The organism is Geoalkalibacter subterraneus (assembly GCF_000827125.1).
Lineage (GTDB): Bacteria > Desulfobacterota > Desulfuromonadia > Desulfuromonadales > Geoalkalibacteraceae > Geoalkalibacter_A > Geoalkalibacter_A subterraneus.
Window position 1 is genome coordinate 984,643 of sequence record NZ_CP010311.1, and the last position, 19,297, is coordinate 1,003,939.

Below are 19,297 nucleotides of genomic sequence, written 5' to 3' on the forward strand. Positions count from 1 at the left end.
TACAGCAGCCCATGTTTCATGTTGGTCCTTCAAAAGCACATCCGGCCGGGAGATCAGGGGCTTCGGGTATCGAGAACTTCCCACAGCCGCTCAATGTCCTTGATGAGGACACGATTTTCTGCCCTGTTGATGGCATGGTAGAGTGCGGCTACGGCCTTGTCTTCTTCTCCCATCTTCTGAAAGGCGAGAGCCTGATGGTAGAGGACAAGGGCCTGTTCATCATGATTTTGTGCCAGCGAAGCGGCCTGTGCCAGGTGCCGCAATGCTGCTTCCGGGTTGTTTCGGGCAATTTCTACAGCTGCTTCGGCATCCAGACGAAAAAGCGACTCGGGGGTGAGCTGCTCGAGATCCTGTGCTGCCGCGGCATTATCTCCAAGTTTCAAGGCGCGCAGCACAGCCATTCGATAAATCAGCTTTTGTTTCTGCGAAGGCGTTGGGCTGCTGTTCAAGGCTTGTCCCAGCACCTGCAGCGCCTCTTTCTCGAGCTGCAGTATTTCAAGTATTTCTGCACGGCGGAGATATTTCTCGGTTTCTGAGGGAGCCGCCTGGATTTCCCGGGCCAGAGATTGCTCAGCCTCATGCAGCCTCTGCTCAAAGGCGCCGTTTCGATTTTTGTCGCTGGCATACGTGGACGAGGGCGACGTTGTTTCGGGAATCCTTGCGCTGCAGCCGAAAACCAGACCAAGGATTAACAGTGGGAGAAGATAATGAAAAGGCGAGAGGTCAATTTGCATGCGGATAAAGGTGAGCCGCCCCATTCACTGGAGGAAAGGGGCGGCTCCGTATTGGATGCCTTGTCAGCGAGGAGGTTCGATCCCCGTCAGTTTTTTAAGGGCTTCAAGATATTTTTCACCGGTTTTGCGTACGATCTCTTCGGACAGCCGCGGCGGCGGTGCCTGTTTGTTCCAGTCGAGTGTTTCGAGGTAGTCGCGCAGAAACTGCTTGTCAAAGCTGGGCTGAGGTCCCCCGGGTTTGTATTGATCCTTAGGCCAGAAACGGGATGAATCGGGTGTCAGGGCTTCATCGATCCAGATCAGGCGGTCATTCAGAATGCCGAACTCGAACTTGGTGTCGGCGATGATGATCCCTTTGGTGTCGGCCAGATCACGAGCCCTTTTGTAAATGGACAAAGTGGCCTCGCGTGCCTGTCCCGCCCATTTCTCTCCACACAACTCCACAGCCTTGGAGTAGGGGATGTTTTCGTCATGCTCACCGATCTCGGCTTTAGTGGAGGGCGTAAAGATCGGCTCGTTCAGCTTGCTGCTCTCCTGGAGACCTTCGGGCAGTTTTATGCCGCAGATCGTTCCGCTCTGGCGGTACTCTTTCCATCCCGAGCCGGAGACATAGCCACGCACGATGCACTCGATGGGCAGCGGATCGGCCTTTTTGACCAGCATGCTGCGTCCTTCGAGGTCGTCGCGGTATTTGTGGGTCTGGGCGGGGAAATCCGAGACGTCCATCGCAACGATATGGTTGTCGATGATGTCGGTCATCCGCTCGAACCAGAAGCGCGAGATCTGGGTCAGGACATACCCTTTGTAGGGGATGGCTTCATCCATGATGACGTCGAACGCGCTGATGCGATCCGAGGTTACGATCAGGAGATGCTCGCCCAGGTCGTAAATGTCGCGGACCTTGCCGCGATTTACGAGGTTGAGATCGGAAAGATTGGTTTCTTTCACCGTTTTCATGCACATTACCTTTCAAGCAGATTCGACAGCGCAGGGGTTATCTCGATTGTTGCTTCTTCGCGCAGGGCGGCCAGCTCTTCTTCAAGGGCCTGTTGTTCTTTTTGTGACTGGAGGGCGGTTCTCAGCTCCTTTTTAGTCTCTTCGTCCAGGGCAGCCATGTCTGCGGCGCTGCGCTGCTTCAATACAGCGACAACGAATTTACCTTCGACCTCATAGACCTGGGGGAGAACAGAACCTAGCTTCTCGACGGTGAATGCATCCTTCGACATCGGCTCGCTGTTTCCGACCCGCGGGATGAACGTCTCATAGGTGCGGGAGAAAGTGCCGGTTTCTTCGACTTCTACACCTGAAGATTGTGCAGCTTGAGCCAGAGATTTGCCGTTTTGGAGAGCCTGCATCGCCTTTTTGGCCGTTTCTTCAGCCAGTTCGCAAGACTTTTCTCTGCGATAGCGTGCTTCAACTTTTTCGCGTACCTCGGAGAGTTCGGGCAGGCGACTGGGGCGGACCTCTTTGACGGTGAAAAGATAAACCCCGTCAGAGGCGACCACCGGTTTTGCAAGCTCGCCGGGCTTGAGGCTGAAGGCGACCTGGTTGATTTCCGGAATACGGCCGATGCCGGGAATCGACTCGTCCCGTGCAAAGAAGTCGGTTTCTTCTACGTTCAGGCCGCTTTCCTGAGCAGCGCCTTCAATATCGCCGTCTTTGCGGTTGAGATTGTAGGCATCCATCGCTTTTTCGATGGCAAGCTGTTTGGCCTTCTCTTCACGCAGGCTTTTTCTGACGGTGTCGATAACCTCGTCCAAAGGCTTGAAGCCGGCTTCGATGTGCCCGGTGACCTTGACAATGTGAAAGCCGTGGGAGGTGCGAACGAGGTCGCTAATTTCCCCCGGCTTGAGGTCGAAGGCTGCCCGCTCGAAATTCTGTGTCATGGTGCCGCGCGGGAAATACCCCAGTGATCCACCCTCGCGCGCGGTGGCGTCATCATCGGAGTAGCGTCGCGCCAGATCGGCGAAATCTTCACCGGTCCTGACCTGCTGCAGAACCTTTTCGGCCAGTTCGCGCCGCTTGTTGACCTTTTCCTGTTCGGCGTCCTCCTCGACCCGGATCAGGATGTGAGATGCCTCCACCTGCTCGGGGATTTCGAACTGTCCCAGGGTGCGCCTGTAGTGTCGGTCCAGCTCTTCTTCGCTGAGAACCACCTCGTCGCGGTAGTTCTCAGGATTGAACTCGACGTATTTCAGCGCAACGGTTGCAGGGATGCGGAAGTCCTCCCGGTTCTGCTCGAACCATGCGGCAAGCTCAGCCTCTTCGACCTGGACTTTGTTCTCGAAACGGGCTGGAACAAAGGAGATGAAGTCGAGGTTGATCTCCTCCCGGCGGCGGCGGAACTCGTCGGCGATTTCTTCTTCGCTGACGGAAACACCCTGTTTGATACGCTCGATCATTTTATCGATCAGAAGCTGGCGGCGCTGCGCGGCCTCGAACTCATCCGGGCTGATACGCTGGTATTGCAGGACCTCCAGATAGCGATTTCTGCTGAAGACCCCGTTTTCCTGAAAAGAAGGGATCTGGGCGATGGACTCGACCAGCTCTTCCTTGGAGACCTTGATGCCCGATTCTCGTGCCTGCTGCGCCAGGAGTGTCTGGTCAACGACCCGCTCCAGAGCCATCTGTTTCAGCCCGAGCTGGCGCTCCATCTCAGGTGTAAACTGTTCGCGGTAAAGGCTCTGATAGAGCGTGTAGAGATTGCTGTAGGCGCGTTGATAGGTGTCGAGAGGAATCTTGTCGCCGTTGATGCGCAGCGCCGTGGCGCTGGAATCCCCTCCGCGATCGTCACCTCGCCCCCAGACCAAAAAAATCGTGCCGACAAAGGCGGCGATGATGACCCAGAAAACAAGTTTAACGATGGTTGACTTCTGTTTTCTACGAATAAGATCAAGCATTTTTTCAAGAGTCTCCTCAGCTTTAGGACATGAAAATAAGAGTGCATATTAAGACATGGGGCAGGGTAGAAGCAATATTTTTTTGTATTTTATAACCTTGCTAAACAGGGGCGGTTTTGATACTGTAATCGCCGATTTAAGGGGGTCTGCCTCTATGCGTGAAAGGAGTCGCCGAAAAAATGTTTAACCTTTTCAATTCCGTACTCGGCCTGTTTTCCAACGATCTGGCCATTGACCTCGGTACGGCCAATACTCTGGTCTACCTGCGGGGCAAGGGCATCGTGGTCTGCGAGCCGTCGGTGGTTGCCGTGCAGAAGGACAGCGTCGGGCAGCGCAAGGTGCTGGCGGTGGGGATGGAGGCCAAGAAGATGCTGGGGCGCACCCCCGGCAGCATTGTCGCGATCCGCCCCATGAAAGACGGGGTCATCGCGGATTTCGACATCACGCAGGAAATGTTGCGGTATTTCATTCAGAAGGTTCATAACCGCAAAACTCTGGTTCGCCCCCGTATTGTGATTTGCGTGCCTTCGGGCATTACGCAGGTTGAAAAGCGCGCAGTCAAGGAATCGGCTGAGTCCGCCGGTGCTCGAGAAGTTTACCTGATCGAAGAGCCGATGGCTGCTGCGATCGGTGCGGGCCTGCCGATCACCGAGGCTTCCGGGAACATGATTGTCGACATCGGCGGCGGCACCACAGAGGTTGCTGTAATTTCGCTGGCCGGGATCGTGTACGCCAAAAGCGTGCGGGTCGGAGGCGACAAGATCGATGAGGCGCTGGTCCAGTATCTCAAGCGCAAATACAATCTTTTGATTGGCGAGCGTACCGCCGAGCAGATCAAGATTGAGATCGGCAGCGCCTATCCCGATCCCGATGGCGAAGTGCAAACGATGGAGGTCAAGGGGCGCGATCTGGTGAGCGGCATTCCGAAAACTCTGGAAGTCGACTCAAGTGAGGTCCGCGAAGCTCTCTCGGAAACGGTCAATGCCATTGTCGAAGCTGTCCGCATTGCCCTTGAACGGACTCCGCCGGAACTGGCGGCCGATATTGTCGACAAAGGAATCATTCTCGCGGGTGGCGGCGCCAACCTGCGCAACCTCGACATTCTGCTGCGCGAAGAGACCGGGCTCCCCGTCGTTATCGCCGAGGATCCGCTTTCCTGTGTTGTGCTCGGTTCCGGCAAGGTGCTCGACGAACTGGATCTGCTCAAGCGCGTCACGGTGACATCCTGAACGTAGCGAAATTCTGCTGCGAAGGTGAAGCACGCAGAAAGCTTGTGACGCTTTGATTTTTTCAACAAAGAGGGCCTGATGGCCCTCTTCGTGTTTTCCCGAGGTGGCTTTTGCGGGAACCCTATAAAAAATATCGACCGATATTGCTGGGGCTTGCTCTACTTCTGGCGGCGCTTCTTCTCTACAGTTTCAATTTGCGGCAGAAGCAGAGCACCAGCCTCTTTGAAAAAGCGGTCATTACCGTAACCGCCCCCCTGCAGGAAGGATTTGACCTGGTCGGTGAACGGGTTGCCCGTTGGTGGTCCCATTATGTCTGGCTGATGGATGCCGCCCGCGAGAACGAGGCGTTGAGGGAGGAGAACCGGCTTCTCAGGGGGGAGATCGACACCCTGCGGGAAATTCGACTCGCCAACGAGCGCTTGCGAAAGCTCCTTGAGTTCAAGGATGAGATTGCTTTGTCGGCGCTGCCGGCTCGTGTTATTGGTTTTGATGCCTCGACCTGGTCCCGTACCGTCGTGCTGGACAAGGGGGGACGCAGTGGCGTTGAGGAAGGAATGCCGGTCGTGACCAATGCCGGTGTTGTCGGGCGCGTGATCAAGGTCGCCCCCGCCCACTCGCGCGTTCTTCTGATTACCGATGCGGCTTCTGCTGCGGCAGTGCTGGTACAACGTACGCGGACCCGGGCCGTTTGCCGTGGTCGCGGTGATACGTTGATCCTTGATTTCGCTTTGCGTCAGGAAGACGTGCAATTGGGAGACCAGGTCGTGACTTCAGGCACGGGCGGTATTTTCCCCAAGGGGCTGCTGATGGGGGAGGTGGTAAAAGTCGCCCGGGGCGACTACGGCTTGTTCCAGTCGGTCGAAGTGGAGCCTGCAGTGGATTTTTCACGCCTGGAGGAGGTGTTGATCCTGACGGAGGAGTCCCCGTGAAACCTGTCGTTTGGATTTTGGGTGCCGGCATTCTCGCTGCTTTTCTGCAGACCACGATTCTCTCCCGCATTAATCCGCCTTCCATCCGCCCTGACCTTTTCGTTTTTCTGGTGGTTTACCTGGGCATGACCCGGACTACGGCCCAGGGCGGCCCGCTGGCCTGGTTGCTGGGGCTCCTCAAGGACAGTTTTGCAGGTGTTACCTTTGGTCTTCATGGGTTTGCCTTTGTCGCGACGTTTCTTTTGGCCCGGCTTGTTGTGCGTCAGCTCAACCCTGAAAGTTCCCTGCTTCTGGTTCTGCTGGTTTCGTGCGCCATGGCCGTGGAAAACGGACTGATCGCAATGAGCCTGCTGATGCTGGCCGATGCCGGCGACGGTTGGCGCATCGTTCTGCAGCAGATCCCGGCCCAGGTTGTGGTTGGGGCGCTTTTGTCCTGTTTTTTTCTGCCTTTCATCCGGTGGGACAGTCGCCGCGCGCGTGCCGCCAGCGGATCACGTCTGCCATGATGAACGTGAAAAGTCAGTGGTCGGATAAACCCGATCTTACCAAACGTTTCCTTTTTCTCTTTCTGGCCGCTGTTGCCATTATGCTGCTCCTGCTTCTGCGGTTGTGGTATCTGCAGGTCATAAGTGCAGAGCGGTTTCAGCACCTTTCTGAAAAAAATCGTATCCGTTACATTCCCATTTCCGCGCCCAGGGGACCCATTTACGACCGCGACGGACATTTGCTGGTGGACAATCGGCCTTCATTCAGCGTCTCTGTCATGCGCCAGGACGTGTCCGACCGCGACCAACTCCTTGAACGGCTTTCCGAGTATCTTGAAATTCCCGTCGAGGATCTTGCTCGTCGCTGGGAGGCCGGACGAAGATTTCCCTATTATCGTCCCGTTCCTCTGGCGGAAGATATCAGCCGCGAACAGCTCGAGCGTGTTCAGGAGAATTCCGTTGACCTGCCGGGCGTGTTGATCGATGTGCAGCCGCTGCGCTCTTATCCTTACGAAGATGTCGCCGCTCATGTGTTTGGCTACCTGGGAGAGATCACCGAACAGCAGTTGCGCAGTGGGGAGTTTCGGGATTACCGCTCGGGCGAATATGTCGGCAAGAGCGGCCTGGAGAAGAAGCTGGAATCCTATTTAAAGGGGAAAGACGGGCAACGTCTCCTGGAAGTTGATGTGCGGGGCAAAGAACTGCGGGTATTGAGGGTCCAGGAGCCCGAACCCGGCAATCGGGTGTTTCTGACCCTGCGGGAGGATGTTCAACTGGCAGCAGAGAGGGCCCTGGCCGGTCAAGCCGGAGCGGCAGTTGCCATCGATGTCAAAAGCGGCGAGATTCTGGCCATGGCCAGCCGCCCTTCCTTTAACCCGGCCATGTTCGCCCGCGGAATTTCAGGCGCTGAATGGATTGCTTTGCTGCAGGACTCCCGTCACCCCCTCCAGAACAAGGCTTTGACAGGGCAGTACCCTCCGGCTTCGACGTTCAAGATTGTCACGGCACTGGCGGCATTGCGGTCCGGCGCCGCAACAGCTTCAACCCGGGTTGACTGCGATGGTCATATTACCCTGGGACGACGCGATTTTCGATGTTGGAAACGTTATGGTCACGGCCCGACAGACTTGAAAAAAGCGATGCGCGAAAGCTGCGATGTCTGGTTTTACCGCGTCGGACTGGAGCTTGGCATCGACAAGCTCTCCGAAATGGCCCTGGAACTTGGACTCGGCAATGAACTGGGGTTTGATCTCGGCGGAGAAAAATCGGGACTGGTGCCGACTCGGGAGTGGAAACGTGCGCGATTCAATGCCTCCTGGTATGATGGCGAAACGGTCAATACCTCGATCGGGCAGGGGTTTGTTCTCGCCACTCCGTTGCAATTGGCCACCATGACTGCAACTGTGGCCAACGGTGGATTGCTGGTGCGGCCGCGTATTATCAAAAAGATTGAAAGCTGGGACGGGGAAGTTCTTCTGGAATCCGAGACCGAGGTGTTGCAGACTGTCGAATTTCAAGGCAATAATCTGGAAATCGTTCAGAACAGCCTTGAAGCGGTCGTGAATGAACCGCGCGGAACCGGTTGGGCAGCGCGTCTTGATCAGGTAAAAGTCGCGGGGAAAACCGGGACAGCGCAGGTGGTGCGCCTTCGTGCAGACGACGAGGAGCCGGATGAGGAAGGGATTCCCTATCGATTCCGCGATCATGCCCTGTTTGTCGCCTATGCGCCTGCCGATGACCCGCGTATCGCCGTTGCCGTTATCGTTGAGCATGGTGAGCACGGCAGCACTACGGCCGCACCAGTGGCGCGCAGCATCCTGCAGGCTTATTTCGGACTCCCGGAAGACCGCGTATCTCCGGTCAACGGCTACCCTGGAGACTGATTTTTATGTTTGACCGCCGTTTACTGTTCAACTTTGACTGGACTCTGCTGCTGACGGTTCTGGCCCTGGCTGCAATCGGCATCGCCAGCCTCTACAGTGCCACCTCCGGCTGGGAGACGACCAGTACCCCCATTTATCTCAAGCAGCTTTCCTGGCTGGGAATCGGTCTTCTCATCGCTCTGGGAATGTGTTGTTTCGATTACCGCCACCTTGAACACATGGGATTCAATCTGTACCTGGCCAACCTGCTGTTGCTGGCGGCGGTTCTGGTGGTGGGCAAGACCTCCATGGGGGCAACCCGCTGGCTTGATTTCGGGGTTTTTAATCTGCAGCCGAGCGAGGTGATGAAGATCGTCATCATCATCACCCTTGCGCGCTATTTCAGTGAACACGGGCACCTCCAGGGACATACGCTGCGGGAACTGGTGCGTCCTTTCGCGCTGGTGGCGGTTCCTGTCGTGCTCACCATGAAACAGCCGGACCTGGGAACAGCGCTTCTGATTCTGTTTATCGCCGTGGTTATGATTCTTTTCGCCGGCATCCGTCGCTCAACCCTGACGGTCCTCGGTGTTCTGGGCACGCTGGCGGCCGGTGGCGGATGGTTTCTGCTACGTGATTATCAGAAGCAGCGCATCCTGACATTTCTCAATCCCGAAAACGATCCCCTCGGGTCCGGTTATCACATCATCCAATCAAAAATTGCCGTCGGCTCCGGCGGTTTGTTCGGTAAGGGCTACATGCAGGGAACCCAGTCCCAGCTGTCTTTTCTGCCTGAGCGCCATACGGATTTCGCGTTTTCAGTTTTTGCTGAAGAATGGGGGTTCGTTGGAAGCTTCTTCCTTTTAATGCTTTATCTTTTCCTGATTGTGTGGGGGATTTATATTGCACGCTGCGCCGCCGACCGCTTCGGTACTTTCCTGGCGGTGGGGGTGGTGGCCATGCTGTTCTGGCATATCGTGGTCAACCTGGGGATGGTGATCGGACTGTTGCCGGTCGTCGGCGTGCCTCTTCCTCTGTTTTCCTATGGGGGCACAAGTATGGTGACGACCATGATCGGAACAGGACTGCTGCTCAATGTCAGTATGAGGCGCTTCATGTTCTGAGCGCGGATATCTGAACGCATTCCTCGCGAATGAAGAGTTTTTGTTATAATGAACCACGAACCTGCAACGACTGAACCCTGGCAGGAGGCTGGTGTTATGAAAAAGGCTCAATTCTGGCAACCTCTGGATCAGAACCGCGTCCTCTGTAATCTGTGTCGGTTTCACTGTCGCATCACACCTGGACGGCGCGGGTTATGCGGTGTGCGGGAAAATCGCGATGGTGCCCTCTATACCCTGGTCTATGGATGGAGCATTGCCGAACACGCCGATCCGATAGAAAAAAAACCGCTGTTTCATTTTCTGCCCGGCACGCGGAGTTTCTCCGTTGCGACCGCCGGCTGCAATTTTCACTGTCTGCACTGTCAGAATTATCAGATTTCCCAACTCTCCCGTGAAGCAGGCGGAGAAATCCCCGGCCAGCCCCTGTCCCCGGAACAGATTGTCTCCCGCGCGCTGGATGCCGGCTGCCGTTCCATCGCCTATACCTACACCGAACCCACCATCTTCTTCGAATACGCTTACGACACGGCCGTACTGGCCCACGAAGCCGGCCTGAAAAATGTTTTTGTCAGCAACGGCTATATCACAACCGAAGCTTTGGAAAAAATCGCTCCGTACCTTGATGCCGCCAACATTGACCTGAAAGCGTTTTCCGACAGATTTTACCGCGAAGTGACCGGCGCGAGCCTGGCAGGTGTGCTGGAGTGCCTGCGCGATTATCATCGGCTGGGAATCTGGCTGGAGGTGACCACGCTGCTGATCCCGGAACATAACGATGCCCCTGACGAACTGCAGGCGATGGCTTCATTTATTGTCGATGAGTTGGGAGTGGATACACCCTGGCATGTGACCGCATTTTATCCCACTTATCGCATGAACGACGTGCCTCCAACCCCTCCGAAAACCCTGCTGCGAGCACGTCGTATCGGTCAGGAGGCCGGGCTGCACTATGTCTATACCGGCAATGTTGCGGATGTGGAGGGTGAAAGCACCTTCTGTCCCCAGTGCGGCGCGCTGGTCATCGAGCGGCGCGGCTTTCGCCTGGGCACCTGCCACCTGGATGAGGGGAAATGCCGTGAATGCGGAGCCCGCATTGCCGGAGTCGGTCTGGATTAGTCCCTTGCCTTATCACGGGGCGGGGATGCCGGCCGAATTGGGAAGCCAGAAGTCGTTGTTGTCGAGCGGGTCGAAGTAGCGGATTCGGCCAGGCCCCGGCACGGGATGCGTTTTCTCCCGGGGGGTGTTCTCGTGGAGCAGGCGGTCGACGGTGAGCATGATCGCCAATGCCGGACCATGCCGGTCGAGGGCGTGAAGGGCATAGGCCGAACAGGTCGGCGTCATGGGGCAGCGGGGGCCATCAACGGGCGAGATGAATTCTTGGAAAAAGCCGATCCCGTAGCGCAGGATACTCATGTCGCTGCCCTTGTCGACCGGTGCTGAATTGCGCGCTGCCGGTACCTGCCACGGCCCCCAGGATGGTGCTTGGGCATTTGCTTTTGCGCCTCCGCTGGGGCCCGCCAGCAGCAGGATCAGGGCGGCGCCCCACAGGACTCTCATTCTGATGCATCCTTCGGATCGTCACCGCGCTTTTTTTTGTGCCGCAAGGATTCGTGATAGCGCATGCGCTCGCCGATCATCTTTTCGTAGCCGCGATCCGTCGGGGTGTAAAACCGCCGCTCCGCCAATTGGTCGGGGAGGTGGGTCTGGGGCGCCACGCCGTGTTCATAATCATGGGCATAGCGGTAATCGCGCCCGTATCCCAGGTCTTTCATCAGGGAGGTCGGTGCGTTGCGGATGTGCATCGGCACCGGCAGCGCGCCGCTGTTGCGCACTTCCTTCAAGGCGGCGTTTATTCCGGCATAGGAGGCATTGCTTTTGGGTGCCGTGGCAAGGTAGGTCACGCCCTGGGCCAGATTGATCCGTGCTTCGGGCAGTCCGATAAAATGCACCGCCTGCTGAACGGCGAGGGCGACCTGCAGGCCGCGCGGGTCGGCATTGCCCACATCTTCGGAGGCGAAAATAACCAGGCGGCGGGCGATGAACAGGGGATCGTCGCCGGCCTCCAGCATGCGTGCCAGCCAGTAGAGGGCGGCGTCCGGGTCGGAGCCGCGCATGCTTTTGATCAATGCCGATATGACGTTGTAATGCTCTTCGCCGCCTTTGTCGTAGAGCAGCGGCTTTTTCTGCAGGCTTTCTGCGACGTGGTCCCGTGTCAGAACATGGCCTTCGGCTGAGAGGGTTGCGACTTCCAGCGCGTTCAAGGCGGCGCGCGCGTCGCCGTCGGCGCTTTCGACGATGAAGTCAAAAGCCTCCTGCTCTAGTTCCATGTGGCGGTCCCCAAGGCCGCGTGGATCGCTCAGTGCGCGACGCAGCAGCGCGCCGATGGCCTCGGCGTCAAGGGGGTGAAGGACAAAGACACGTGAGCGCGACAGCAGCGCGGCATTCACTTCAAAGGACGGGTTTTCGGTCGTTGCGCCGATCAGAATGATGTCGCCGCGTTCGACGTGGGGGAGAAAGGCATCCTGCTGCGCCTTGTTGAAACGGTGAATCTCGTCGATGAACAGCAGTGTCTTGCGTCCGTGGTAGGCTTTGTCTTCCCGCGCCTTGGCGACAATCTCCCGCACGTCTTTGACTCCCTGCAGCACAGCCGAGAAGGAAACAAAATGGCTGCGGGTGGTGTGCGCGATGACTTGGCCCAGGGTTGTTTTGCCCGTGCCCGGCGGGCCCCAGAAAATCAGGGAAGATATCCGGTCGGTTTCAATCAGGCGCCGCAGGGGCTTTCCCGGGCCAACGAGATGCTGCTGCCCGACGACCTCGTCAATGCTGCGCGGCCGCATGCGTTCGGCAAGTGGGGCATCGGGGGATTCCTGTCTGCTGTGTTCAAATAGATCCATTTTAGATTTTATCTCCAGTCGGAGCGATTCTAGCATAAGGATTCCTGCTGCAACAACTGCCGCGGATGCCATCGACAGGGATAGACTCGGAGCCCGAGCTGTGGTAATTTCCGACGGCAATCAAGGAGGATTCCGGATGAAGAGAGTTGGACTCTACGCAAAAAAACATCATCCCGACGCCGTCGGTTTCGGACGCGAGGTCATGAACTGGCTGCTCGCGCGCAATATCGAGGTGATGCTTGAGGAGGATCTTGCCTCTGCTCTCGGCGTCACGCGCGATTATGTGGATGACGAGATTCCCGAGCGCTCGGATCTGATCATCGTTCTGGGGGGCGATGGAACCCTGATTTCAGTCGCCCGTCATGTCGGGGCGCGCATGAAGCCGATCCTCGGCGTCAATCTCGGCAGCCTGGGATTTCTTACAGAGATCACGCAGGATGAGACTTTTACCACGCTTGAACGGGTGGTTAAGGGAGATTTCGAGGTTTCCGGCCGTTTAATGCTCGACGCGGTGGTGCGCCGCGACGGCAACGAAATTGCGCGCTATTCCGTTCTTAACGATGCCGTAATCAACAAAGGGGCCCTGGCGCGCATTATCGATATGGAAGCCTGGGTCGATCAGGATTACCTGACGACATTCAAAGCCGACGGGCTGATCATTGCGACACCCACCGGTTCCACCGCTTACAACCTGGCCGCCGGCGGACCGATTATTTATCCCGGCCTGAACTGCCTCGTCATCTCGCCTATCTGCCCTCATATGCTGACCAACCGGCCGGTGATCGTTTCGAGCAAGTCGGTGATCCGCATCGAGGTTAAATTCCAGGACCAGCATGTGGTGCTGACAGCCGACGGACAGGTGGGCATGCCGCTGCGCGGCGGCGATGTGGTTGAGCTGCGTCGCTCACAGACCCGCACCATGCTGGTCAAGAGCCCGAGCAAAAATTATTTCGAGGTGCTGCGCGCCAAATTACGCTGGGGGGAGCGCTGAGGTGCTGACCGATCTCAACATCCGCAACTTTGCGATCATCGACCGGCTGCATGTGCGTTTCGGCGCCGGTTTCAACGTTCTCAGTGGAGAAACCGGCGCCGGCAAGTCCATTCTTCTCGGCGCGGTCGGCCTGCTGCTTGGCGCGCGGGCGCGTGTCGAGGATATCCGCACCGGAGAGGATGAAGCCGCTGTGGAGGCCTTGTTTGAGATCGACGAGCAGATGGCGGCCGACCTTGCTCCGTTGTTCGAGGAGGGGGCGATCGACTTCGATGGATCGGAGGTTCTGATTCGCCGACTCGTGAGCCGCAACGGCAAAAATCGCGTGTTTCTCAACGGCGCCCTGGTCACTCTGGGGCAGCTGCAGGCTGTCACCGGAAAACTGGTGACCATTTACGGCCAGCATGAGCACCAAAGTCTGCTCAAGTCTGAAAATCACCTGAAACTGCTTGATGATTTTGCCGGCAGCAGATCTCTTCTCGCCTCTTATCGCAGGGCTTATGAAGATCTCCGGCGGGCGCGCGAGAATCTGGACCGGCTGGAAACCGGCGAACGCGAACGACGGCAGCGCATCGATCTGCTCTCTTTTCAAAGCAGCGAAATTGCCGCAGCGCATCTCCAAGAGGGGGAAGACGAAGAGCTTGAGAGTGAAAGGCGCCTGCTGCAGAATGCTGAAAAACTCACTGCCGCGACGCTGGGCGGATTTAACCATCTGTATGGGGAGGATGGAGCCGTCTGCGAGATGGTCGATCAGGCGGCGACCTCCCTCGAAACACTGCTGGAGGTGGATTCACGCCTGGGCGAATTTGCCGAAGCCCTGCGCAGCGCACAATACAGCCTGGAGGATGTCGCGGCGCAGCTGCGCAGTTATTCCGAGGTCCTGACCTTCGATCCCCAGCGCCTTGATGAAGTGGAAAACCGTCTTGCCGTGCTGGCCGGGTTGAAGCGCAAATACGGCAGCACCGTTGCCGACATTCTGGCTTATCGTGACCAGATCGACAAAGAGCTTACTGAACTTGAGGATATCGACGAGTCGCGCGCACAGGTCACCGCCCGTATCGAACAGTGCGAAAAGGATGTCCGTGCTCGCGGCGAAGAACTCTCTGCCCTCCGGCGACAGGCTGCTCTTGAGCTGGCGCAGAAGGTGGAGCATGAACTGACGGATCTGGCCATGGGGCAGGCCCGGTTCGAGATCCGCTGCAGCACGCTCGAGGATTTTTCCGCTAATGGCCTGGAGAAAGTCGAGTTTTTTCTTGCGCCTAACCCCGGCGAGGAAGCGCGCCCCATGGCCCGCATCGCTTCAGGCGGCGAGCTGTCCCGCATCATGCTGGCCCTGAAGCGAGCCGCCCCGGGGCATGAAACTCAAACGCTCATTTTCGATGAAGTCGACGCCGGCATCGGTGGCGTGACTGCCACGCGGGTCGGTGAGAAGCTGCGCTCACTGGCGTCGGAGCAGCAGGTGCTGTGCGTAACACACCTGCCCCAGGTGGCCGCTTTCGCCGACCGGCAGTACCTCATCGCCAAGTCCGAGGTCGACGGGCGAACCCGCACCGAAGTTGATCTGCTTGATGAGCAGGGGCGGGTCCGGGAGATGGCCCGTATGCTTGGAGGCGCGCGCACCACCGAGCGCAGTCTTGAGCACGCACGTGAGCTGATCAGCTCTTCCGTGGTGCGCTGACCGTTTATCTGCTTTTACCTGTTGGCGTCGCGCCGCAGTACGGTGCGACAGAAAGGATGGCACACATGATCCGCAAAGCCCTGATCCCTGATGCCAGGGCAATTCAGAAACTGTTGATGGATTATTCGCGGGACGGGCTGATGCTGCCCCGTTCGCTTTCCGAGATTTATGAAAATATTCGTGATTTTTATGTCTTTGCTGAACAGGGCACCGTTCTCGGGACCGTCTGTCTGAGCATCTGCTGGGAGGACCTGGCTGAAGTGCGCTCCCTCGCAGTGGCAGAATCCGCATCCGGCCGGGGTATCGGCCGCAGCCTGGTTGAAATCTGCCTGGAAGAAGCCCGGGCATTGGGGCTGCGCCGTGTCTTCGCCCTGACTTACAAGCCTGGCTTTTTTGCAAAAATCGGTTTTCGGGAGATTGAAAAAAGTGAGCTTCCGCACAAGATCTGGGGCGATTGTCTGAAGTGTGCCAAATTCCCCGATTGTGATGAAATTGCGGTCTGCATCGATCTTTGAATGACGCTGAAAGTTGGGTTGAACTGCGAATTTCTTGACAAAAGCCTTTAATGTTTCGTAATAAAAGAGGTGTTGTCCGAGCCGTGCAACCCGAAAAGAAAGGTTTTCGTTTGGCCAACGGAAAATTCACAATCCTGGTAATCCCTGAAGACGCCCAGCAGGTGCGGCGGGTGGTTCTGCGGCGTGGAACGCTGCGCCTTGCCGTTGTTGCGCTTTTCCTGCTGTTTGGCGCGCTGGGGTTCCTGAGTTGGGATCTGACGCGGAACCGGGCCGACATTGGTGAGCTTGAGTGGCTGCGCCAGGCCCATGTTTCGCAGGATGTGGCCATGCGCGAGCTTTCCCGCGAACTTGAGTCTCTCCAGCGTCAGATGGCTGTGCTCGCACAAAATGATGCCAAGGTCAGGGTGCTGGCCGAGCTTACTCCCGCAGCGCTCGAGTCGGGTACCGGCGTGGGCGGCCCTGCTGAAATTTCTCCGATGGAAGAGGCCTCCGATCTGCAACGTGAAATTGACCGGGTACGTGAGGCGATTTCCCTGCGTCGCGACAGCCAGGAGCAGATTCGCGGTTTTCTAAACGATCAAAGTTCCCTGCTGGCTGCCACTCCCCAGGGCAGGCCCACCAAAGGCTGGATCACTTCTGGATTCGGTATGCGAAATTCCCCCTTCACCGGCGTGCGTAAAATGCATGAAGGCATCGATATCGCCTGCCGAACGGGAACGCCGGTTATTGCCACCGCCGACGGCATCGTCAGTCGTGCGCAGAGCGTGGACGGATACGGCAAGCTGGTGGTGGTCGATCATGGCTACGGGTATCAGACCTTTTACGCCCATAACTCACGCATCCATGTCAAGGTCGGCGATCGGGTCAAGCGCGGCCAGAAGATCGCCGCCGTCGGCAGTACCGGCAGTTCGACCGGTCCGCACGTTCATTACGAAGTGCGTCTGAATCAGGTTCCCGTCAACCCCTATAAATTTCTCTGAGTTTTTTGGTCGCAGCAGCAAGTTTCCGTCGCCGGGTTTCCGCCCGGATTGTTTGTGTTTTTCCGGAGTTGCGTGCTGCTTTGTTCTTGTGGCTCCCCGGGCGATGTGCTAAAATCCCCGCCTGGTAATGTTCATGAAAAAGTTCGTTTTTTTGTTTTTTTCTGATGCTTTTTCATCAGCTGCCTGATTGCTTTTCCCACCTCAATATCAAAGTATGTCCCGCCGCCGGCGCAGGGTTTCGTTTGCTTGGTTGGCAGGGCTTGGAGTTTGTAAATGATTGGAAGTCTAGTCCGTAAACTGGTCGGCAGCAAAAATGAACGTGAGCTGAAGCGCTTACAGGCAGCGGTCGATCGGATCAATTCCTTTGAGCCCCAGATGAAAGCCCTCAGCGATGCCGCGCTGCAGGCCAAAACCCCTGAATTCAAAGAACGATTTCAACAGGGCGAAACCCTCGATGACCTGCTCCCCGAAGCGTTCGCTGTGGTGCGCGAGGCCAGCCGCCGGGTTCTCGGAATGCGCCACTTCGATGTTCAGCTCGTCGGGGGGATGGTGCTGCACTCGGGGCGCATTGCGGAGATGAAGACCGGTGAGGGTAAAACTCTTGTCGCCACGCTGGCCTGTTACCTCAATGCCTTGTCGGGCAAAGGTGTCCATGTCGTCACGGTCAATGATTATCTTGCTCGCCGTGACGCCGAATGGATGGGCCAGCTTTATCGCTTTCTCGGGCTGACCGTGGGCGTTATCGTGCATGGTATCAACGATGCGCAGCGCAAAGAGGCCTACGCCGCGGATATCACCTACGGCACAAACAATGAGTTCGGGTTCGATTACCTGCGCGACAACATGAAGTTTTCCCTGGACGATTACGTTCAGCGACCCTTCAATTTCGCCATCGTCGACGAGGTCGACTCCATCCTGATCGACGAAGCCAGGACTCCCCTGATTATCTCGGGTCCAAGCGCTTCTTCAAGCGATCTGTATTCCGCGGCCAATCGTGTCGTTCCCATGCTTAAAAAAGGGGAAATCGTCGAATCGCGCGATGGCAAGGTCGGCCAGACGGTCAAGCACCACACCGGCGATTATACCGTGGACGAAAAAGCACGCTCCGCGACCCTGACGGAAGAAGGCGTTGCCAAGTGCGAGCGCCTGCTCAATGTTGAAAATCTCTATGATCCAAAGAATATAGAGCTGCTCCATCACCTCAATCAGGCTCTCAAAGCCCATGCGCTGTTCAAGAAGGACGTCGACTACGTCGTCAAGGACGGCGAGGTGATGATTGTCGACGAATTTACCGGTCGCATCATGCCGGGTCGGCGCTGGAGCGACGGCCTGCACCAGGCGGTCGAGGCCAAGGAAGGCGTCAAGATCGAGAGCGAAAACCAGACGCTGGCCACCATTACCTTCCAGAACTATTTCCGCATGTACGAGAAGTTGGCGGGCATGACGGGTACCGCCGATACGGAAGCCGCGGAATTCCATCAGATATACCAGCTCGAAGTCGTGGTCATCCCGACCAACCGGCCTTTGGTTCGTAATGACCAATCCGATGTCATCTATAAAAGTGAGATGGAAAAATTCAAAGCGGCCATTGAGGATATCGTTGAGTGTCATCAGTCGGGGCAGCCCGTTCTGGTGGGCACGATCTCCATCGAAAAGTCCGAAACGCTGTCCGAGATGCTTAAAAAGCGGGGCGTCCCTCACAATGTCCTCAATGCCAAGCATCATGAGCGCGAAGCGGAGATTGTCGCCCAGGCCGGACGTCGCGGTGCCGTTACCATTGCCACCAACATGGCCGGGCGCGGAACCGATATCCTGCTCGGCGGTAATCCCGAAATGCTCGCACGCAAAGAGGCTGCTCTGAATGAGGACCCGGAAGCCGCCTATCCGCAGCTTCTGGAACGCTACGAAGCTCAGTGCGCCCAGGAAAAGCAGGAAGTCCTCGATGCCGGAGGCCTTTACATTCTCGGGACCGAGCGTCATGAGTCGCGTCGTATCGACAACCAGCTGCGCGGGCGTGCCGGCCGTCAGGGTGATCCCGGCAAAAGCCGTTTTTATCTGTCTCTTGAAGATGATCTGCTGCGGATTTTCGGCTCCCAGCGTGTCTCTTACGTCATGGAAAAGCTCAAAATCCCCGACAACGAGCCGATTGAGCATGGTATTATCTCCAGGGCGATTGAAAACGCTCAGAAAAAGGTTGAAGGGCACAACTTCGAAATCCGCAAGCACCTGCTGGAATACGACGATGTCATGAACCAGCAGCGCGAAGTCATTTACAACCAGCGCCGAGAGGTTCTTGGCGGCGAAAATATCGAAGAAACGGTGCTGGCCGTTCTTGATGAAGCGGTCGAAGATATGGTGGCGACCTTTTGCCCTGAAAAGGCCCATCCCGAAAAATGGGATCTGGATGGACTCTGGAACGATTTTTTCAATCTTTTCTCTTTCCAACCGCAGTTGCCCGAAGGTGACCTTTCTGCCATGTCGCCCCGGGAACTGGAAGAATCTCTGCGTGAGCAGGCACGGGGACGCCTCAAGGAAAAGGAAGCGGAATTCGGCACTGAGATCATGGCCCACCTCATGAAAATGCTGCTGCTGCAAACCATTGACATGCAGTGGAAAGATCACCTTCTCTCCATCGATCACCTCAAGGAAGGAATCGGGCTGCGCGGTTATGCTCAGCGCAACCCGAAGCAGGAGTACAAAAAAGAGGCCTATGGCCTTTTCATGGAGATGATGGGGCGCATCCGGCAGGAACTGCTCATGAAGCTGTTCCGCGTCCAACTGGCACGGGAGCAGGATGTCGAGCAGATCGAGGCCGAACAGCGTCGCCGCAAGCTGGTGATGAACCGGGTCGGCGGCGAGGATCAGGCGGCCAAACCGGTCACGCGGGATACCGACAAGGTTGGTCGTAACGACCCATGCCCGTGCGGAAGTGGCAAAAAATACAAAAAATGCTGCGGAAAATAAAAGGGGCATGACAGG

Annotated in this window: 16 protein-coding genes; 11 read left to right on the forward strand and 5 right to left on the reverse strand. The window is 57.0% G+C overall.

Going from position 1 to position 19,297, the window contains the following annotated elements; all coding sequences use genetic code 11:
- Positions 1–53 precede the first annotated feature (53 nt).
- From GSUB_RS04415 to GSUB_RS04425, 3 genes are all read right to left on the reverse strand, one after another.
- Entirely contained in the window at positions 54–734 is a 681-nt protein-coding gene (locus GSUB_RS04415) for a tetratricopeptide repeat protein (protein WP_144401946.1), read from the reverse strand.
- Positions 735–797: 63 nt separating this feature from the next.
- Positions 798–1,697 carry a phosphoribosylaminoimidazolesuccinocarboxamide synthase gene (locus GSUB_RS04420; protein WP_435051170.1) on the reverse strand — a complete coding sequence of 300 codons (900 nt, stop codon included), beginning with the start codon at positions 1,695–1,697 and terminating at the stop codon, positions 798–800.
- Positions 1,697–3,634, reverse strand: a complete 1,938-nt coding sequence (locus GSUB_RS04425; protein WP_040199385.1) for a SurA N-terminal domain-containing protein — start codon at positions 3,632–3,634, stop codon at positions 1,697–1,699. Before GSUB_RS04425 ends, GSUB_RS04420 begins: the two co-directional genes overlap by 1 nt.
- Positions 3,635–3,813: 179 nt before the next feature.
- Here GSUB_RS04425 and GSUB_RS04430 point away from each other — a divergent pair, with 179 nt between their 5' ends.
- From GSUB_RS04430 to amrS, 6 genes are all read left to right on the forward strand, one after another.
- Positions 3,814–4,863 (forward strand): rod shape-determining protein, encoded by a 1,050-nt coding sequence (locus tag GSUB_RS04430; protein ID WP_040199386.1) that lies wholly within the window; start codon positions 3,814–3,816, stop codon positions 4,861–4,863.
- A gap of 110 nt (positions 4,864–4,973) precedes the next feature.
- Positions 4,974–5,792 carry a rod shape-determining protein MreC gene (gene mreC / locus GSUB_RS04435; RefSeq protein ID WP_040199388.1) on the forward strand — a complete coding sequence of 273 codons (819 nt, stop codon included), beginning with the start codon at positions 4,974–4,976 and terminating at the stop codon, positions 5,790–5,792.
- A complete protein-coding gene (gene mreD / locus GSUB_RS04440) occupies positions 5,789–6,298 on the forward strand; it encodes a rod shape-determining protein MreD (protein WP_040199389.1) in 510 nt (169 codons plus the stop codon). Before mreC ends, mreD begins: the two co-directional genes overlap by 4 nt.
- Positions 6,295–8,160 (forward strand): penicillin-binding protein 2, encoded by a 1,866-nt coding sequence (gene mrdA / locus GSUB_RS04445; RefSeq protein ID WP_235269907.1) that lies wholly within the window; start codon positions 6,295–6,297, stop codon positions 8,158–8,160. The genes mreD and mrdA overlap by 4 nt, the downstream gene beginning before the upstream one ends.
- Before the next feature lie 5 nt (positions 8,161–8,165).
- Positions 8,166–9,263: a rod shape-determining protein RodA gene (gene rodA / locus GSUB_RS04450; protein WP_040199391.1), complete on the forward strand. Its 1,098-nt coding sequence runs from the start codon at positions 8,166–8,168 to the stop codon at positions 9,261–9,263.
- A gap of 96 nt (positions 9,264–9,359) precedes the next feature.
- Entirely contained in the window at positions 9,360–10,379 is a 1,020-nt protein-coding gene (gene amrS, locus GSUB_RS04455) for an AmmeMemoRadiSam system radical SAM enzyme (RefSeq protein ID WP_040199393.1), read from the forward strand.
- A 12-nt stretch (positions 10,380–10,391) separates the two neighbouring features.
- On the opposite strand, the gene yidD is transcribed toward amrS, so the two are convergent.
- Positions 10,392–10,820 carry a membrane protein insertion efficiency factor YidD gene (gene yidD, locus GSUB_RS19605; RefSeq protein WP_052464535.1) on the reverse strand — a complete coding sequence of 143 codons (429 nt, stop codon included), beginning with the start codon at positions 10,818–10,820 and terminating at the stop codon, positions 10,392–10,394.
- Entirely contained in the window at positions 10,817–12,157 is a 1,341-nt protein-coding gene (locus GSUB_RS04465) for a replication-associated recombination protein A (RefSeq protein ID WP_040199394.1), read from the reverse strand. The genes yidD and GSUB_RS04465 overlap by 4 nt, the downstream gene beginning before the upstream one ends.
- Positions 12,158–12,293: 136 nt before the next feature.
- Between GSUB_RS04465 and GSUB_RS04470 the strand changes: the two genes are divergently transcribed.
- The 5 genes from GSUB_RS04470 to secA all read left to right on the forward strand — a co-directional run bounded on the left by GSUB_RS04470 (position 12,294) and on the right by secA (position 19,282).
- Positions 12,294–13,148 (forward strand): NAD(+)/NADH kinase, encoded by an 855-nt coding sequence (locus GSUB_RS04470; protein WP_040199396.1) that lies wholly within the window; start codon positions 12,294–12,296, stop codon positions 13,146–13,148.
- A gap of 1 nt (position 13,149) precedes the next feature.
- Positions 13,150–14,823: a DNA repair protein RecN gene (recN, locus tag GSUB_RS04475; RefSeq protein ID WP_040199398.1), complete on the forward strand. Its 1,674-nt coding sequence runs from the start codon at positions 13,150–13,152 to the stop codon at positions 14,821–14,823.
- A 65-nt stretch (positions 14,824–14,888) separates the two neighbouring features.
- Positions 14,889–15,338, forward strand: coding sequence for an N-acetyltransferase (locus tag GSUB_RS04480; protein ID WP_040199399.1), 450 nt, complete (start codon positions 14,889–14,891; stop codon positions 15,336–15,338).
- Between the two features lie 83 nt (positions 15,339–15,421).
- The gene (locus GSUB_RS04485; RefSeq protein ID WP_052464537.1) at positions 15,422–16,318 is read left to right on the forward strand and encodes a M23 family metallopeptidase; all 897 of its coding nucleotides are present in this window, start codon (positions 15,422–15,424) and stop codon (positions 16,316–16,318) included.
- A gap of 273 nt (positions 16,319–16,591) precedes the next feature.
- Positions 16,592–19,282 (forward strand): preprotein translocase subunit SecA, encoded by a 2,691-nt coding sequence (gene secA / locus GSUB_RS04490; RefSeq protein WP_040199401.1) that lies wholly within the window; start codon positions 16,592–16,594, stop codon positions 19,280–19,282.
- Positions 19,283–19,297: the final 15 nt, after the last annotated feature.

Bases quoted from the DNA above. Each gene is read 5' to 3' on its own strand.
- GSUB_RS04415 (WP_144401946.1), bottom strand. From the start codon at position 734: ATGCAAATTGACCTCTCGCCTTTTCATTATCTTCTCCCACTGTTAATC.
- GSUB_RS04420 (WP_435051170.1), bottom strand. From the start codon at position 1,697: ATGTGCATGAAAACGGTGAAAGAAACCAATCTTTCCGATCTCAACCTC.
- GSUB_RS04425 (WP_040199385.1), bottom strand. From the start codon at position 3,634: ATGCTTGATCTTATTCGTAGAAAACAGAAGTCAACCATCGTTAAACTT.
- GSUB_RS04430 (WP_040199386.1), top strand. From the start codon at position 3,814: ATGTTTAACCTTTTCAATTCCGTACTCGGCCTGTTTTCCAACGATCTG.
- mrdA (WP_235269907.1), top strand. From the start codon at position 6,295: ATGATGAACGTGAAAAGTCAGTGGTCGGATAAACCCGATCTTACCAAA.
- rodA (WP_040199391.1), top strand. From the start codon at position 8,166: ATGTTTGACCGCCGTTTACTGTTCAACTTTGACTGGACTCTGCTGCTG.
- amrS (WP_040199393.1), top strand. From the start codon at position 9,360: ATGAAAAAGGCTCAATTCTGGCAACCTCTGGATCAGAACCGCGTCCTC.
- yidD (WP_052464535.1), bottom strand. From the start codon at position 10,820: ATGAGAGTCCTGTGGGGCGCCGCCCTGATCCTGCTGCTGGCGGGCCCC.
- GSUB_RS04465 (WP_040199394.1), bottom strand. From the start codon at position 12,157: ATGGATCTATTTGAACACAGCAGACAGGAATCCCCCGATGCCCCACTT.
- GSUB_RS04470 (WP_040199396.1), top strand. From the start codon at position 12,294: ATGAAGAGAGTTGGACTCTACGCAAAAAAACATCATCCCGACGCCGTC.
- GSUB_RS04480 (WP_040199399.1), top strand. From the start codon at position 14,889: ATGATCCGCAAAGCCCTGATCCCTGATGCCAGGGCAATTCAGAAACTG.
- secA (WP_040199401.1), top strand. From the start codon at position 16,592: ATGATTGGAAGTCTAGTCCGTAAACTGGTCGGCAGCAAAAATGAACGT.